This window comes from Pedobacter ghigonis (assembly GCF_903166585.1).
Classification (GTDB): Bacteria; Bacteroidota; Bacteroidia; order Sphingobacteriales; family Sphingobacteriaceae; genus Pedobacter; species Pedobacter ghigonis.
In genome coordinates this window covers 253,201-268,214 of sequence record NZ_CAESCM010000007.1, presented here as the reverse complement: position 1 = coordinate 268,214, position 15,014 = coordinate 253,201, and the positions used below count along the sequence as shown (strand labels likewise).

The window sequence follows — 15,014 nt, the reverse complement described above, 5'->3', positions numbered from 1 at the left end:
TTATTCGCGGGGCATTTTTTACAGCGTTTGCCTTTTTTAAATTTTTCGCAGCATTTTTTGTGCTCGGCAGTACAACTGAATATAAAGCCCATCCCTTTTTGAAATTCAGGATCGGTGGGCAGTATGAATATATTATCTTCTCTCTCGTAAATCATTGCAGCACAAAGGTAATAGTTATTTAGATTAATTCCAATCAATAATTTTACTTCAACGAATTAAAAATTATATTACTGCTATTTTGAAGGCAATTTGTAATTTAGCCACACTAACCAATAATTCGTAAAATGATAAATAAAGTGGTATCTGGGGCCGAAGAAGCCATCCGTGATATATCAGATGGAGCAACCATTATGCTTGGTGGTTTCGGGCTTTGTGGCATTCCTGAAAATTGTATAAATGCTTTGGTAAAGAAGCAGGTGAAGCAACTGACTTGTATTTCTAACAATGCCGGGGTTGATGATTTTGGTATTGGTTTGATGCTGAAACAACGCCAGGTTAAAAAAATGATTTCATCTTATGTAGGCGAAAATGCTGAATTTGAAAGACAGTTGCTGAGTGGCGAACTGGAGGTTGATCTTATTCCGCAGGGTACATTAGCTACACGCTGTTTAGCGGCCGGATATGGCATGCCTGCAATTTTTACGCCAGCGGGCGTGGGTACCGAGGTAGCCGAAGGTAAGGAAATCCGCAATTTTAACGGCAAAGATTACCTGATGGAATATGCTTTCGATGCCGATTTTGCCATTGTGAAAGCCTGGAAAGGCGATACTGCCGGAAATTTGATATTCCGTTCTACCAGCCGAAACTTTAACCCTGTAATGGCCATGGCAGGTAAAATCACCATTGCCGAAGTAGAAGAACTGGTAGAGGCAGGCGAGCTTGATCCCGATTATATCCATACGCCGGGCATTTATGTTCACCGCATTTTTCAGGGGAAAGATTATGAAAAAAGGATTGAACAAAGAACGGTTAGGAAGTCCGAAGTCTGAATTTGGTAGTCGAATAGGAGATTAGAACATTCACTTATTCAATCAATCAATCAAACAATCATTCATAATTCTACCATTCAAAATTCATTTATTTACAATTTTATGTTTTCAAAAGAAGAGATAGCACAGCGTATTGCTAAAGAAATAAAAGATGGTTACTATGTTAACCTTGGGATTGGTATTCCCACACTGGTGGCCAATTATATCCCAAAAGGAATAAACGTGGTATTGCAATCCGAAAATGGTTTGCTGGGCATGGGGCCTTTCCCGTTTGAAGGGGAAGAAGATGCCGATTTAATCAATGCAGGTAAACAAACCATTACCACTTTGCCAGGTTCATCTATTTTCGACTCGGCCATGAGCTTTGGGATGATTCGCGCGCAAAAGGTAGACCTGACCATTCTAGGGGCCATGGAGGTATCGGAAAACGGTGATATTGCCAACTGGAAAATACCTGGCAAAATGGTGAAAGGCATGGGAGGAGCCATGGATCTGGTAGCTTCGGCAAAAAATATCATTGTGGCCATGCAGCACATTAACAAAGCTGGCGAAAGTAAATTATTACCGAAATGCACGCTGCCTTTAACAGGCGTAAAATGTATTAAAAAGATTGTAACAGAGCTGGCGGTATTGGATGTTTTGCCCGAAGGCGGTTTTAAACTTTTGGAGCGGGCACCGGGCGTAAGCATTGAATTTATACAACAAAGTACCGCCGGTAGATTGGTTGTAGAAGGAGAAATTCCTGAAATGAGGTTAGATTAAGGAGAAATATACCATTGTTGTTTAGTAAATACTTCGACTCTGCTCGGTATAGCTAAATTTTTACTTAAAAAGGGAAGTCAAGTTTAAACGCCATTTGCGCTATAAAACCTGACTTCTCCTGTATTATTTATCCTCAAAAACAGTATTTCTCAAATCGTTCGAAATGGCCTCGGTTATGGCAATAATTTCGTCGGGTTCGTTGGTATTGTTCATCACTACCTTATGGCATTGGCTGCGGTAGGGCAGCAGGTACTCTTTATAGGCAGGAACCACATGGTTATGCCATTTGTAAAGTACATCGTCTTCCGGGTAGCCCCGTTCTAATCCGTCGCGTTTTATGCGGCGGTCTAAAGCGATGTCTTCGTCGGCATCTACAAAAATAGTATGGTCTAACAGTGCTGCAATTTCTTTAAAGTGAAGAATAAACAGCCCCTCAACAATAATAATCGGTGCTGATTTAATTTCCAGGATTTTTACAACAGCCAATGGGTTATTAAAGTTGTATTCCTTTTTATATACCACTTCGCCATTAATAAGCTGTTTAATATCTCTTAAAAACTGTTCACTATCAATGGTTGAAGGAAGATCGAAGTTGTACAGCTTATTCTCTTCCTGGGTCATTTCGCCAGCCGGGATGTAATAATCATCCTGCGATACCAGCGTTACTTCATCCTGTTTAAAATGATGAAGGAAACAATTTAAAAAAAATGTTTTGCCAGATCCGCTACCACCGGCAATACCAATTATAAATGGTTTTTTGTTTAAACTCATTGAGCGCTATAGGTTAAATTGCAGAAAAAACGTTTGTCTAAAGCGCCTAATGAATCGGCTACAGCTTTAGTCATTACAATGATAACATCTTTTGTGGATTCGTTCTCTGTAAATTTACCAACAACTTTGGCAAAGGTGGTACGGTTAGTCATGGGGTTTGTAATTTTAATAACCCTTCCAACAGGCGCGGTTCGGTGTAAAACCAGCATTTTTGTGCCATCAAGATCCTGGTCAGCAATCCAGACTGCTGTACCTTTTTCTTCAATCTGGCTTAAACCGTAAACGCTTGGGTCGCGACGCAGTTTTGGGTCTTTAACCATCGTGCTATCCGGATTGTTTTCCTGATCTTCTTTAGAAACATCGTTTACCGATTTGGGTTGTGGCGGTTTTGGAATTACCAGTTTCTTGTCAACTTTCAGGGTATTGTCTTCCCGTTTGTTTGCTGTTCTGATCTGATACGCTGTAAGGTTATATTTTTTGGCAATCGAAAAGATATTTTCTCCGGTAGCAACCGTATGGATAAAACTTTCTTCTTTAGGAGCCTGTACTTCTTTTTCTTTGGTTCTGGTGTTTTCGGCTTGTTTTTCTTTAGGTACCTGAACATCAGCAACAATGCCTCCTGGTACTTTTAAAACCTGCCCAATGGTGATTGCGTTATCTGGCAAATCGTTCAGTTTTCTGATCTGATAAGCCGTTATGCCATATTGCTTTGCAATGGTGAAAATGGTTTCGTTTCTTAATACAGTATGTGTTCCGGCAGCATCTGCTGATTTACTTTCCTGAACTGGTTTTTCTTCCGCTGCAGCAACTACTTTATTGTCGTCGATGTTTTTAGTCGCAGGTATTTTAAGTTTCTGTCCAATACGGAGGTTGTTTCCCGATAGATTATTGGCTTTTTTAACCTCTTCTACAGTGGTGCCATATTTTTCGGCAATTTTACCTAAAAACTCTTTGGGCTTCACTTCGTGCTCAATCATTGTTCCGCTATCGGCTGGCTGATTGTTTACTGTTGAATTTTGCGAATTGTTTTTTACCGGTTGTGCAGGCTCCTCAGCGACTGCCTGCGAAGCGTTTTTTGCAGGGATTTTAAGTACCTGGCCAATGCTTAAATTGTTTCCCTTCAGGTTATTTAAAGCTTTGATTTCGTTAATGGTAGTGCCGTATTTTTCAGCTAGCATGTTCAGGTTTTCTTTAGCCTTAATGGTATGTTCAATTACATTGCCTGCGGGCACATCTTGTGTGGAGGCTGTAGGAGTAGAGGTACCAGTGAAAGGAATATTAGTAGGCACCTTAATAATTACCCCTACCTGGAGGTATTTATTGTCGTTAAAAGCCATGATATCTTTAGGTGCAACATTATATCTGCGCCCGATAGAGTAATATGTGTCTTTGGCTACGGTTTGGTGAACGATCAGTTTTTTTCCTTTATTGTTTTCTACACCGATAGAATCTCTTGCTGTACTGGCTTTGGCCTTCGCCACATTTAAAGCCAATAACACTACAGCAGATAAATATATTTTATGCATTTATTTTTATGTAAATTTCTAAGTCAAAGGGAACAATTATACGAAAATATTGTCAACCATCTTAAGTTCGTGTACTCGTTTTTAAGTAAAAATAAGATGACTTTTGTACTGTATTCTGTATATCCTATTCATTAACAAATGTTTGTGAAACAGTTAATTTTATGTTGTCGAATATAAAACGTACTTATAAATCAGGTATTGTTCAAAAGCAGTTAATGTCCAAAACTTTTATCCGCTCAGGTTGTTAATTAAGCAGTAAATACACTGTAAAAACAAAACAAAAATGGACGCAAAAGAAATAAGCTTAAATGAAAAAGAAGTAAAGCCTGTGGTAGATCTTTTGAACGATTACCTGGCCAATTACCATATTCACTACCAGAAATTAAGGGGATGCCACTGGAACATCAAAGGGCAGAATTTTTTTACCCTTCACATTAAGTTCGAAGAATTGTATACCAATGCCCAGCTTACTATTGATGAAATAGCCGAGCGGGTACTAACCTTAGGGAAACCACCGCACAGCCGCTTTGCCGATTACATTAAAGAATCGCAGATAAAAGAAGTAAATACCATTGGTATGAAAGATTTAGATATGGTTGAGGCTATTTTAGATGATATGGCCAAGCTGATTGAAATTGAACGTGAGGTAATGGAAGCTTCGGATAAGGCCGGCGACGATGGAACGAACGATATGGTGAACAAATTTATGCAGTTTAAAGAGAAAAATACGTGGATGTTAAGATCTTTCGCTGGTAAAAGGTAAGGTTGTTGGTTCATTAGTCATTAGTTCATTGCTGCATAGCCTAAACTAACTGACAACTGCAAATTGCTAACTGCGAGCTGATTAGTTAATTGCTGCGAAGCCTAAGCCAACTGAGAAGTGCAAATTGCCAACTGCGAGCTGATTAGTTCATTGCTGCGAAGCCTAAACCAACTGACAACTGCAAACTGCCTACTGCGAGCTGATTAGTTCATTCAAGCTCAACTACTTTAAGCCTGTAGATAAATAGAAATATGTAAAATCTGTTTATCTACGGGCTTTCTTGTTTTATAGAAGCTTAAATATTTATCTTTGGCCATGGCATATAAAAGTTTAGCAGCGTGTGTTTCCGATCTTGAAAAGCATGGTCATTTAATCAGAATTAAAGCAGAAGTAGATCCTTATTTAGAAATGGCAGCCATCCATTTGCGGGTTTATGAAAATCAGGGACCGGCTATTCTCTTCGAAAAAGTAAAAGGAAGTCCTTTTCCGGCAGTTTCTAATTTATTCGGGACGCTCGAACGGTCTAAATTTATTTTTAGAGATACTTTACCCAAGGTACAGCAATTGGTTTCGTTACGTAACGACCCCATTAAAGCTTTAAAAAATCCTTTTAAGTATGCAGGTTCTGCCATGTCGGCATTATCGGCACTACCACTTAAAACGCCGTCTGCTAAAAGTAAATTCTTAAAAACAAGTATTAGCAAACTACCGCAAATTGTAAACTGGCCAATGGACGGGGGGCCTTTCGTTACCATGCCCCAGGTGTATACCGAAGATGTTGACAAGCCGGGTGTACTAAATGCCAATTTGGGTATGTACCGGATCCAGCTGGCCGGTAACGATTATATACAGGATCAGGAAATTGGTTTGCACTACCAGATTCACAGGGGGATTGGTGTGCACCAATCAAAAGCCAATGCTCTGGGGCAACCCTTAAAAGTAAGTATTTTTGTCGGCGGTCCGCCATCGCACCCGCTTGCTGCTGTAATGCCATTACCCGAGGGATTATCGGAAATGACTTTTGCAGGCGCACTGGGCGACAGGCGCTTCCGTTATTTTTATGATGATGAAGGTTTCTGTATCTCTGCCGATGCCGATTTTGTGATTACGGGTACAGTTTATCCGAATGAAAATAAGCCGGAGGGACCATTTGGTGATCATTTGGGCTATTACAGTTTAACGCATCCATTTCCCTTGATGAAAGTGCATAACGTGTACCATAAAAAAGATGCCATCTGGTCGTTTACCGTTGTTGGTCGGCCACCGCAGGAAGATACCAGTTTCGGTGCCCTGATACACGAGATTACAGGTTCGGCTATTCCCCAGGAAATACATGGTTTGAAGGAAGTACATGCTGTAGATGCTGCAGGTGTGCACCCGCTATTGTTTGCCATTGGCAGCGAACGTTATACCCCTTATTTAAAAGAACGCCGTCCGCAGGAAATTTTAACCATTGCGAACCATATTCTGGGTAAAAACCAGCTGAGTTTAGCCAAATACGTGTTTATAGCTGCTAAAGAAGACGATGAACAGCTTAATACACATCACATCGAAGGCTTTTTAAGCCATATTTTAGCCCGCATAGATTTCACCCGCGATATTCATTTTTATACCAATACCACCATCGATACGCTCGATTATAGTGGAGATGGTTTAAATAGCGGTTCGAAAGTGGTTATTGCTGCTGCCGGAAACGTAAAACGCGAGCTTTGGGGCAGCATTCCAGAGGGATTGCAACTGGCTAATGGATTTTCGCAGCCTCACATAGCGATGCCGGGCGTATTGGTACTGCAAGCCGGGGCTTATTTAAACGCCGAGAAAACTGCTGCCGAAATTGCCCAACTCAATATGGCTTTAATTGATCAGGATTTGGCAGGTTTGCCTTTAATTGTACTGGCAGATGATGCTTCATTTACTGCGGCAAACATCGATAACCTGGTTTGGGTGACCTTTACAAGGAGTAATCCGGCAGTTGATATTTACGGTATTAACGATTTTACCGAAAACAAGCACTGGGGTTGTAAAGGTTCGCTGATTATCGATGCACGCAAAAAGCCTCACCACGCACCTGAGTTGATTAAGGATGCGGCGGTAGAGGCTAAGATTGATGAAATGAGTAGAGAAGGAAGAGAGTTATTTGGAGTGGTTTAAGGTATGAGAACGTGATGACTTTGTGTTACTTCTATTTTTACATCGTGTTCTTCATTTCCAGAAATAGATTTGTGTTTTTGAGCATCAGCTAATGCTTCTAGCTCTGATTTTCTTCTTCGGCCTACATAGGTTTCGCATGTTGTACAATCTGCGCGGAAGCTAAAGGTAAAATGATCGTGATAATTTTTCTGTGGCATAATAGTTATGTTTAAAAGTTAAAAAATGATACAGGAATAGACAGGCGTAAACCCAGTTCGTTTCTTTGTAGGGTTGATAGCTTGGATGCCGTAGTATTTGACAGATCACTTAATCTGAAATATAGTTCAGCATTAAGCCTGGCCTTATTTTCTTTGTCTTTTAGGTCATAAAATGAATAAAGTAAACCGACGCCGGCGTTATAAAGCGGTTTGCTATCCTGTATAAAATTTGCTTCAGGATAAATATGTATTGCTGCCTCATTTCTAAAGAAGAATTTATAAAAATCAGCATAAAATTTAGCCGCCAATAGTTTTGTTGTATAATCACCTTTATAAGCATTGAATTTTTTTATTGTGGACCTTTGATTAACCGAACTTCCATAAAAATTTGTTTCATTTATCTCAACTTTGGTTAAATCAGAAAAATTATCGTCGATGCTCCCTTTGAAACCAAATAGAAGATAATATGTTGGTTTACTATATTGGTTCCATTTATACGAATTGTACTCAACTGTCATGTTCCATACAACATTATTCTGTTTTATAATCTGACTGTCCAATGAAGCGAAACGAGGGAGGAATTGGTTAAAATTGTTGTTCTGAAGACCACCACCGATACTTATCCATTGAAATGAGATACCGGTATATTTAAAATCTAAAAGTGCTTTTGCTTTTGTTTTCAGCTCCGCATTTTTAATTTTTTGGTCTGCCTCTTTTGATGAAGGAAATATTTGTTGTTTTAGTTGAAGGGAATCCTGTTGCAATGTTTTTAATGCCAACTGATATTCGAAATCAGCTTTTTGTTCGGTATTTAAACCAACAGCTGATAGTTTTGAATCTATTGTCTTTATTTCAGCGGCCAGTAAGGCAATTTTGCGCCGTAATAGAATAGAATCGTGGGCGTTAATTGTTTTGCTGATTATCGTCTCTGCTTTAGCATCACTTATTTTCTTTTTCAACTTTTTCATTTCATCTGTATGAAATGAAATTGAAGATGAACTTAATCGAAAATTGTATTTGAAATTAATACCTACATTACTATTAATCTTTGTTTGATTAAAAATAGCGAAGAAACCATCGGTTATGCCACCGCTTGCATTAATGGAGAACATGTCGCCATTTTTGAAATTTTTTGTCGCATTAAATGCTACTTTTCCATCTTTTATATCTGCAGAAGCATAATTTCCGATAGTTGTTCTTCCACTGCTATTAACAACAGCATTAAACTCTTTTTTTATAATAGCATTGAAGGTAACAGGATCAAGTTGGAACTCGTGATAAAATGAGTCGATGTTTTTTGAATACCTATTCGGTTCATTCTTGTTTATTATTTGACAGTTAGCTATAGAGTAGCTGAGTAAAATAAATGAAAATAAGAATATCGTTTTCATAGTAAAGTTTTTAAGAGTGAGAATTTTAATGATTGTTTTTTACTGCAGCATTTCTACTATAAAATCTGTAGAAGAGTATATTTTAACACCCTTTAAACCTGAAGGGAAGTTGGCCAATAAATATGGCTTGGAACGAATAGGAGTAATTACTTCTATAGCAATGCCCGTAGGTTTATCGGCTACAAAATCAAATTCATATATACCATCTGGAGGAGGCACTATATAGACATACGGACTTAATTTCCCCTTTGACCAGCCTCCTGTGCTAACTGTGCCATAAGCATTGATTATTAGGATAGATGGGTCATCTTTGAGTATTTCTAAAGTGCTAGAAATTACTGATAATACTTTTTCTGTCATGTTTTTGGTTTTTAGGTTTTGAATAATTTCCAACCTATTGTTTCTAGGTAGGATTTAATAAAATGACCTGGCTTTATTTCGCTGATCTTTCTTACCCAAAACTACCTCCGAAAACCTACCTAAATCAAGCGCGAAAGCACGCGAATTTATACGCGTGAAAAGCGCAACGCTCTACCGTAAAATCGCGGTATTTTAAAATAAATAGATAATGTGCTTAGTGATGAAAACCCTCTTTAAATAAGTTAGGGTTAGGTTTTTAGGTGGGTAGTGATCTGTTTTTGAGATGGATAGCTTATTTGTAGGTTTTTAATTCCAAATCAGTATCATGTATATTTAGGTAGAAGTTATTTATAAACCCTCAAACTAAATTAAAGCTATGGACTATCTAAAACTAACCACCATTGAAAGACCAGGAAAGAAATTAATTTTATTGATCTGTGCAATTGCATCACTGTTTACATCGTGTAGCCACCAAGATCAAAAAGCAGAGAGTCGGATTGCTACTGGCTCTTTAATTGCTCTGCCAAATACGTATATTACAACAAGTGAGAGCAGTAGAAGACAAGATTGGTTTAACAATCATAAGCTGCCAATAATAAGTAGTTTAACTAGTGATGAAGCAGGCGTGCCAACGAATAAAAAACTGGATTTTAAAAGCTTAAAAGTGGCAGTTGACTTTTTTGAAAAACTTATTATAAACCAGGCGGGTAAGGATACTATTACAGGTGTACGGGTTTATTTTGCATCCATGCCACTAGGTTCAGCTAAATCTGGTAGACTTACATTGATATTTGGCGCTACTGCAGGTAAAGATACTGCCGATGTACAAAATTATTACGGGTTTAAAAATGGTGAGCTAGATAGCAATAAGCTTGATACCGCAACTGTAAGGCCTTGGGTGCATAACTATCAGTTGAATATAAGACCCAAACTGTTAACAACTATGGATGTGAAAGATCCTTGTAAAGAAACCAAACATGTATGGTTTTCGCTAGCTCAAATAAAATCGATTATTATCGAAATGAAATATCAGATGGGCAGGCATCCTGAAATTGTTAAGGGCTTTGGTGTTCGTTTTACATCTTACACCGATCAGGATTATTCATTCCTCAGTTTAAAACCAGTTCCACATCATAAAAGAATTACCATAGGATTTACATTTATTGATTGGGAGGGCGAGGATATAGGAATTAAGCAGATTGATGCAACAGAATTTTTAGAACGGTTAAAAATTACGAAAATGCAAAAAGGCCTTGGTGGCGATACTTTTGATACCGGAGATCCGACCCCACCTCCATCAACCGGCAATAAAGCAGAACTTGATGTTTCAGATGAATAGTAAATTCTTATTTTAGATACATATTTAAATTTATGTATCTCAAGTATTTATATCTCATCTCAATTGGTATTTGCTCAATCGCGGGTCTTTACCGAATATTAAAATTAACAAAGCAACTAAAAACAGTTGCTTTGTTATGTACTTATACGTTTCTATTCGAATTTAGTGTGTTCTTTTTTAAGCAAGAGTTTGGTTACGAAGGAAATACATTGCCCCAATATAATTTTTTTATTTTGGTAGAATTCATGTTTTATGCCTATTTCTTTAAACAGATCATCAAAAATGCTTACTTACTTAAAACAATAAACTTATTCTTATTTATGTTTCCGGTTCTCTGGTATATCTTTAGTTTTTACTGTTTTAATATACTCCAGTGGAGCAGTTATGCTTTTGTGTTTGGCGGAACATTTATTATCTTTTTTGCGCTTATTTATTGCTACGAAAAATTAACATCAAACGAAACTACATCACTTTTTAATGAGGGTGAGTTCTGGGTCGGTATAGGCTTAATTCTTTGTTACACCTGTGTTGTACCCTACATGGGAATGTTTCACTATTTGACTATAAACTATGAGCAGTTAGCCGTTAAGCTGAAAAAGCTAAATTTAATAACCAATATTATTATGTATTTACTGTTTGCTTATGCCTTTTTATGCAGTACGATCAAGACCTGGAAGTCCTCTTTGTAATTATCCCCAGTATAATTATTTTTTTTGCACTCAGTAGTGCCATCGTTTTTTTTATGCTTTATTTTCAGAAAAAGAAGTTTCAATATGTGAGAGAAAAGAACGAACTGGAAAAGCAATTTGCCGAGCAACTGCTTCAATCGCGACTCGAAATGCAGGAGCAGACTTTCGATAGCATTAGTCAGGAGATACACGATAATGTAGGGCAGTTACTCAGTTTGGCTAAACTTCAGCTCAGTATTGTAGAACAAAAGGAACTGAACGATAAAGGATTGATTGCAGATATTAAGGGGAACATTGGTAACGCATTAACCGATTTGCGCGACATTGCCAAAAGTTTAAGCACCAGCCGCATTCAGCAACTTACCTTACTCCAGGCGGTAGAGCAGGAATTGCAGCGAATTGGCCGCTCCGGAACTATTATCTGCAATGTAGAAGTAACCGGCAACGAACAGCCTGTAGCAGAGCAAAAGAAAATAATCATCTTCCGCATTGTGCAGGAGAGCTTACAAAATATATTGAAACACGCGGCTGCTAAAAAGATATCGGTTGGTTTTGAGTTTTTAAATGAACAGCTCTGCATAAGCATTACCGACGATGGAGTTGGGTTTAGTACCGATCAAAGCGCGAAAACGGAAACCGGACTTGGACTCCAAAACATCATAAAGCGGGCCGTACTCATTAACGGAGCAGCAACTATTAACAGTGCATTAAACCAAGGAACTACAATCATCCTAACCATCCCATATGTCTGAAAATATTAAAAATATCGCTTTAGTTGATGACCATATCTTGTTCAGGAAGGGGCTTGCGGCGCTCATCAGCTATTTTCCGGCTTATAAAATATCATTTGAGGCCGCCAACGGAAAAGATTTCATCAGGCAACTTGAAATATACGGTGTACCCGATATTGTTCTGCTCGATATTAACATGCCCGAAATGGATGGTTACAGTACAGCCGCCTGGTTGCGTATTAATTACCCCGCAGTAAATGTACTTGCATTGAGTACCATGGATGCCGAAACCGCCATTATCAAAATGATTACGAACGGTGCAAAAGGATATGTACTAAAAGATGCTGAGCCCGAAGAGTTGAAACGTGCTTTTGATGAGGTGATTAGTAAAGGATATTTTTATAACGACCTGGTTACGCGGAAAGTAATGCAGTCGTTAAATTCATTATCCGCTAATTCGGAAATATCGAGTTTTGTAAAATTAACTGAGCGCGAAATGGAATTTCTGAAGTATACCTGTACCGAAAAAACATATAATGAAATTGCCGCCGAAATGTTTGTAAGCCCACGCACCATTGATGGCTACCGGAATGCCTTGTGTGAGAAGCTGCAGCTAAAAAGCCGTACTGGATTAGCACTTTATGCTGTAAAGAATGGCATTGTTAAAATTTAGAGCGATTTTAATTTTTTGAATAATTAAAATAAAAAACTGATTTTTAAGCATATATACGATATGCTTTCAACATCCCGGCTAATTACTTTTTTATTGGTGCTGCTTTGCGTAATGGCAAGGGCGCAAGAACATAAACTCGATAGCGTGGCTACAAACCTGAATAATTATGGTTTAAGTACTGCCCATTCGAACCTCTTTGTACATTTTGATAAGAATGTGTACACCAATAACGATCAGGTTTGGTTTACCGCTTACCTGTTAAAAGCGGTAACTGATATGAAAGCCTACCACACGCTTTATTTATCGCTGGTGAATAACAGAGACAGCAGTGTGGTATATCAGGGAAAGTTTTTAATGGATAAAGGATTTTGCTATGGCGCGTTAAATCTTCCCGATTCGTTGCCCGGTGGGGCATACCGTTTTGTGGCCAATACCAACATCACCTTAAACGGCAAGCCCGATGCGGAATTTATTCAGCCCCTTACCATTAAATCGACCACATTAAGCCCTTTGGTTGATCAGGTATCTATTTTTAAACCTTACGATGAACGTACAGGCAATGGTACCGTTTTATTGAAAATTTTAACAAGCGAAAACCGCTTTGTAGAAGATGCCCAAATCAGATACCATATCGGGCGCGATAAACAGGTTTTAAAGTCGGCGGTAGCCAAAAGCAGTGTTATTGGCGAATTGATGATTGATTATCCGGCCGATAAAATTACAGCGGCAAATAACCTGTTAAACATCAGCATTAAAAAGGGAAGCCATACCCGTTATGTTAAATTTGAGCTTCCTGTGAAGAATAATCCAAAATATCAGATAAATTTCTATCCGGAAGGCGGCTACCTGGTTATTGATTTAATGACTAAAGTGGGGTTTGAAATAAAAGATGGAACCGGAGCAGGCATAAAAGGGAGAGGGGTATTGTATGAGGATGATACCGCAATTGATACCATTGCAACCAGTTCGATGGGTATTGGTGCTTTTTACCTGATGCCAAAATTATTTAAGCGCTATAGTGTGAAATTATTGGCTGATGGTCAGCAGGTACATGCTTACCATTTACCACCTGCGCTAAATAAAGGTGTGGCTTTGGGTACGGCATCGGCCATTGGTAATGATGAATTTAAAATCAAGCTCGAAGCCAATGTTAATACCAATGTGCACGTGCTGGTTCATAATTTTTCGGATATTTTTTTACAGACCACCTTAGCTTTAAAAACTGGAAAAATGCAAAGCATCAGGTTTAATTTAGATTCGGTACCGGTTGGTTTGCATACCATAACCGTTTTGGATAGCAACTATAAACCGCTGGCCGAAAGGATTTTCTTTGCGCATTACGATCGGATCAATCAGGTTGCAGTTGAACCTGATAAAAGCGAGTATGAAACGCGTGGACAGGTAAATTTAAAACTGAAAATAACCGACAAGGAGCATAAACCTGTAACCGGGCTGGTTTCGGTTGCCTGTGTGCAGGCAAACCGGCTGTTGCTTGCTAACAACAGCACCATAGTTGATGCTTATTACTTAAACAATAACCTGAGCGATTTCCCGAACAATAGTTTTGGCCTGAAATATGCCGATAAGAACTATTTAAACGATGTACTCCTGGTGAAGGGCTGGCGAAAGTATAAATGGCCCGAAACTGAATTGGCGAAGCCTGAAACTACTCAGGTAATTTCAAGTTTGGAGTATAGCGGAAACATAAGCCGGAAAAAGAAGCCCTTAGCAGTCCCTATGAGTTTGAGTACTATTGCCGGTACAAATATAAACTTTTTAAGTACCGATAGCAGCGGTAAGTTTAGTATCCCTTTCGCAAATCTGCTTACCGGTGAAGCCAAACCCAATGTGTGGTTAAGTATGGTTACCGAAAAACACGAAAACTACGAGCTAAAGATCAACGAGCCACAAAAAGAGATTAAAACTTACCTGAGGCAGCAGGATTTTGTACAAACAGTAAGTAAAACTGCTGTAGCTGACGAAAATACCCAAAGCATTACCTCTGCTGCTGGCATTAAACTAAAAGATGTAGAAATTAATAAAACCAAAGATAACAGTACCAGTTTTAGCATGAAAGGGCATAACAGGTGCGGCGATTATGTTTGCAGATACAATATTTTAAACTGCCCAAACCATTTTAGTGATTTTGACAACCATGAGCCTGTTAAAGGCCAAACCTATAGAGTAGGCGGAACAGGTGGTTCGGTTGTTTATCAGGGCTGTACAGACGATGCATCTAAATCGAATCTGGTGATCTTAAAAGGAATTAACCTGCCTAAAGAGTTTTACGTTTCGGATGTGTTGAACAAAAACGAACCCATTAACTTTGCTACGGTTTATTGGAACTACCAGGTGCTGGTAAACGGCGAAACACCTTTGAATTTCAATACTGGTGATCTTACCGGCAAATTTAAAATCATTGTACAAGGGGTAACTGATAATGGTGTGGTTTATGGTGAGCAGGAAATAACAGTAAAAAGACAATAGGCAAGTGCATAGCCCAAGCCAGCACGCTTCGTGCAATCAATTGGGTGCCCACCGACCGAAACGGATAATTAAAATCTGGCAGGTGCAGACACCAGCCAATAAATGAAAGCCTAAACCAGTTTATTTTATTACGCTATCGGTTGGTGTCTCACCGACAGAAACAGAATCTGGCAGGCGCATACACC

Annotated in this window: 13 protein-coding genes; 8 read left to right on the top strand and 5 right to left on the bottom strand. The window is 38.7% G+C overall.

Annotated features, from left to right (window positions below; genetic code table 11):
• Positions 1 to 284 precede the first annotated feature (284 nt).
• Together HWV58_RS12475 and HWV58_RS12470 are read left to right on the top strand one after the other, a co-directional pair.
• A complete protein-coding gene (locus tag HWV58_RS12475) occupies positions 285 to 989 on the top strand; it encodes a CoA transferase subunit A (RefSeq protein WP_175634412.1) in 705 nt (234 codons plus the stop codon).
• Between the two features lie 102 nt (positions 990 to 1,091).
• Positions 1,092 to 1,751 carry a CoA transferase subunit B gene (locus HWV58_RS12470; protein WP_175634411.1) on the top strand — a complete coding sequence of 220 codons (660 nt, stop codon included), beginning with the start codon at positions 1,092 to 1,094 and terminating at the stop codon, positions 1,749 to 1,751.
• A 123-nt stretch (positions 1,752 to 1,874) separates the two neighbouring features.
• Here HWV58_RS12470 and HWV58_RS12465 read toward each other — a convergent pair whose 3' ends face one another.
• Entirely contained in the window at positions 1,875 to 2,522 is a 648-nt protein-coding gene (locus tag HWV58_RS12465; RefSeq protein ID WP_175634410.1) for a uridine kinase family protein, read from the bottom strand.
• A complete protein-coding gene (locus HWV58_RS12460; RefSeq protein ID WP_175634409.1) occupies positions 2,519 to 4,048 on the bottom strand; it encodes a LysM peptidoglycan-binding domain-containing protein in 1,530 nt (509 codons plus the stop codon). The genes HWV58_RS12465 and HWV58_RS12460 overlap by 4 nt, the downstream gene beginning before the upstream one ends.
• Positions 4,049 to 4,331: 283 nt before the next feature.
• Here HWV58_RS12460 and HWV58_RS12455 point away from each other — a divergent pair, with 283 nt between their 5' ends.
• Both HWV58_RS12455 and HWV58_RS12450 read left to right on the top strand, forming a co-directional pair.
• Positions 4,332 to 4,811 (top strand): Dps family protein, encoded by a 480-nt coding sequence (locus HWV58_RS12455; protein ID WP_175634408.1) that lies wholly within the window; start codon positions 4,332 to 4,334, stop codon positions 4,809 to 4,811.
• A 315-nt stretch (positions 4,812 to 5,126) separates the two neighbouring features.
• Positions 5,127 to 6,962: a UbiD family decarboxylase gene (locus HWV58_RS12450; protein ID WP_175634407.1), complete on the top strand. Its 1,836-nt coding sequence runs from the start codon at positions 5,127 to 5,129 to the stop codon at positions 6,960 to 6,962.
• On the opposite strand, the gene HWV58_RS12445 is transcribed toward HWV58_RS12450, so the two are convergent.
• Genes HWV58_RS12445 through HWV58_RS12435 form a run of 3 tightly spaced genes read right to left on the bottom strand, consistent with a single transcriptional unit; the run spans position 6,959 to position 8,910 of the window.
• Positions 6,959 to 7,159 (bottom strand): hypothetical protein, encoded by a 201-nt coding sequence (locus HWV58_RS12445; protein ID WP_175634406.1) that lies wholly within the window; start codon positions 7,157 to 7,159, stop codon positions 6,959 to 6,961. The genes HWV58_RS12450 and HWV58_RS12445 overlap by 4 nt on opposite strands.
• Positions 7,160 to 7,170: 11 nt before the next feature.
• Positions 7,171 to 8,550 (bottom strand): hypothetical protein, encoded by a 1,380-nt coding sequence (locus HWV58_RS12440; RefSeq protein ID WP_175634405.1) that lies wholly within the window; start codon positions 8,548 to 8,550, stop codon positions 7,171 to 7,173.
• Between the two features lie 39 nt (positions 8,551 to 8,589).
• Positions 8,590 to 8,910: a hypothetical protein gene (locus HWV58_RS12435; RefSeq protein ID WP_175634404.1), complete on the bottom strand. Its 321-nt coding sequence runs from the start codon at positions 8,908 to 8,910 to the stop codon at positions 8,590 to 8,592.
• A gap of 376 nt (positions 8,911 to 9,286) precedes the next feature.
• Here HWV58_RS12435 and HWV58_RS12430 point away from each other — a divergent pair, with 376 nt between their 5' ends.
• From HWV58_RS12430 to HWV58_RS12415, 4 genes are all read left to right on the top strand, one after another.
• Positions 9,287 to 10,249, top strand: a complete 963-nt coding sequence (locus HWV58_RS12430; protein ID WP_175634403.1) for a hypothetical protein — start codon at positions 9,287 to 9,289, stop codon at positions 10,247 to 10,249.
• Between the two features lie 652 nt (positions 10,250 to 10,901).
• On the top strand, positions 10,902 to 11,690 hold the full coding sequence (locus tag HWV58_RS12425) for a sensor histidine kinase (RefSeq protein WP_175634402.1): 789 nt from the start codon (positions 10,902 to 10,904) through the stop codon (positions 11,688 to 11,690).
• Positions 11,683 to 12,342, top strand: a complete 660-nt coding sequence (locus tag HWV58_RS12420) for a response regulator (protein WP_175634401.1) — start codon at positions 11,683 to 11,685, stop codon at positions 12,340 to 12,342. The genes HWV58_RS12425 and HWV58_RS12420 overlap by 8 nt, the downstream gene beginning before the upstream one ends.
• A 60-nt stretch (positions 12,343 to 12,402) precedes the next feature.
• Positions 12,403 to 14,829, top strand: a complete 2,427-nt coding sequence (locus HWV58_RS12415) for a hypothetical protein (protein WP_175634400.1) — start codon at positions 12,403 to 12,405, stop codon at positions 14,827 to 14,829.
• Positions 14,830 to 15,014 lie beyond the last annotated feature (185 nt).

Coding starts and splice junctions, on each gene's coding strand:
- HWV58_RS12450 (WP_175634407.1), top strand. CDS start 5,127: ATGGCATATAAAAGTTTAGCAGCGTGTGTTTCCGATCTTGAAAAGCAT.
- HWV58_RS12425 (WP_175634402.1), top strand. CDS start 10,902: ATGCAGTACGATCAAGACCTGGAAGTCCTCTTTGTAATTATCCCCAGT.
- HWV58_RS12430 (WP_175634403.1), top strand. CDS start 9,287: ATGGACTATCTAAAACTAACCACCATTGAAAGACCAGGAAAGAAATTA.
- HWV58_RS12445 (WP_175634406.1), bottom strand. CDS start 7,159: ATGCCACAGAAAAATTATCACGATCATTTTACCTTTAGCTTCCGCGCA.
- HWV58_RS12435 (WP_175634404.1), bottom strand. CDS start 8,910: ATGACAGAAAAAGTATTATCAGTAATTTCTAGCACTTTAGAAATACTC.
- HWV58_RS12440 (WP_175634405.1), bottom strand. CDS start 8,550: ATGAAAACGATATTCTTATTTTCATTTATTTTACTCAGCTACTCTATA.
- HWV58_RS12475 (WP_175634412.1), top strand. CDS start 285: ATGATAAATAAAGTGGTATCTGGGGCCGAAGAAGCCATCCGTGATATA.
- HWV58_RS12460 (WP_175634409.1), bottom strand. CDS start 4,048: ATGCATAAAATATATTTATCTGCTGTAGTGTTATTGGCTTTAAATGTG.
- HWV58_RS12415 (WP_175634400.1), top strand. CDS start 12,403: ATGCTTTCAACATCCCGGCTAATTACTTTTTTATTGGTGCTGCTTTGC.
- HWV58_RS12470 (WP_175634411.1), top strand. CDS start 1,092: ATGTTTTCAAAAGAAGAGATAGCACAGCGTATTGCTAAAGAAATAAAA.
- HWV58_RS12420 (WP_175634401.1), top strand. CDS start 11,683: ATGTCTGAAAATATTAAAAATATCGCTTTAGTTGATGACCATATCTTG.
- HWV58_RS12455 (WP_175634408.1), top strand. CDS start 4,332: ATGGACGCAAAAGAAATAAGCTTAAATGAAAAAGAAGTAAAGCCTGTG.
- HWV58_RS12465 (WP_175634410.1), bottom strand. CDS start 2,522: ATGAGTTTAAACAAAAAACCATTTATAATTGGTATTGCCGGTGGTAGC.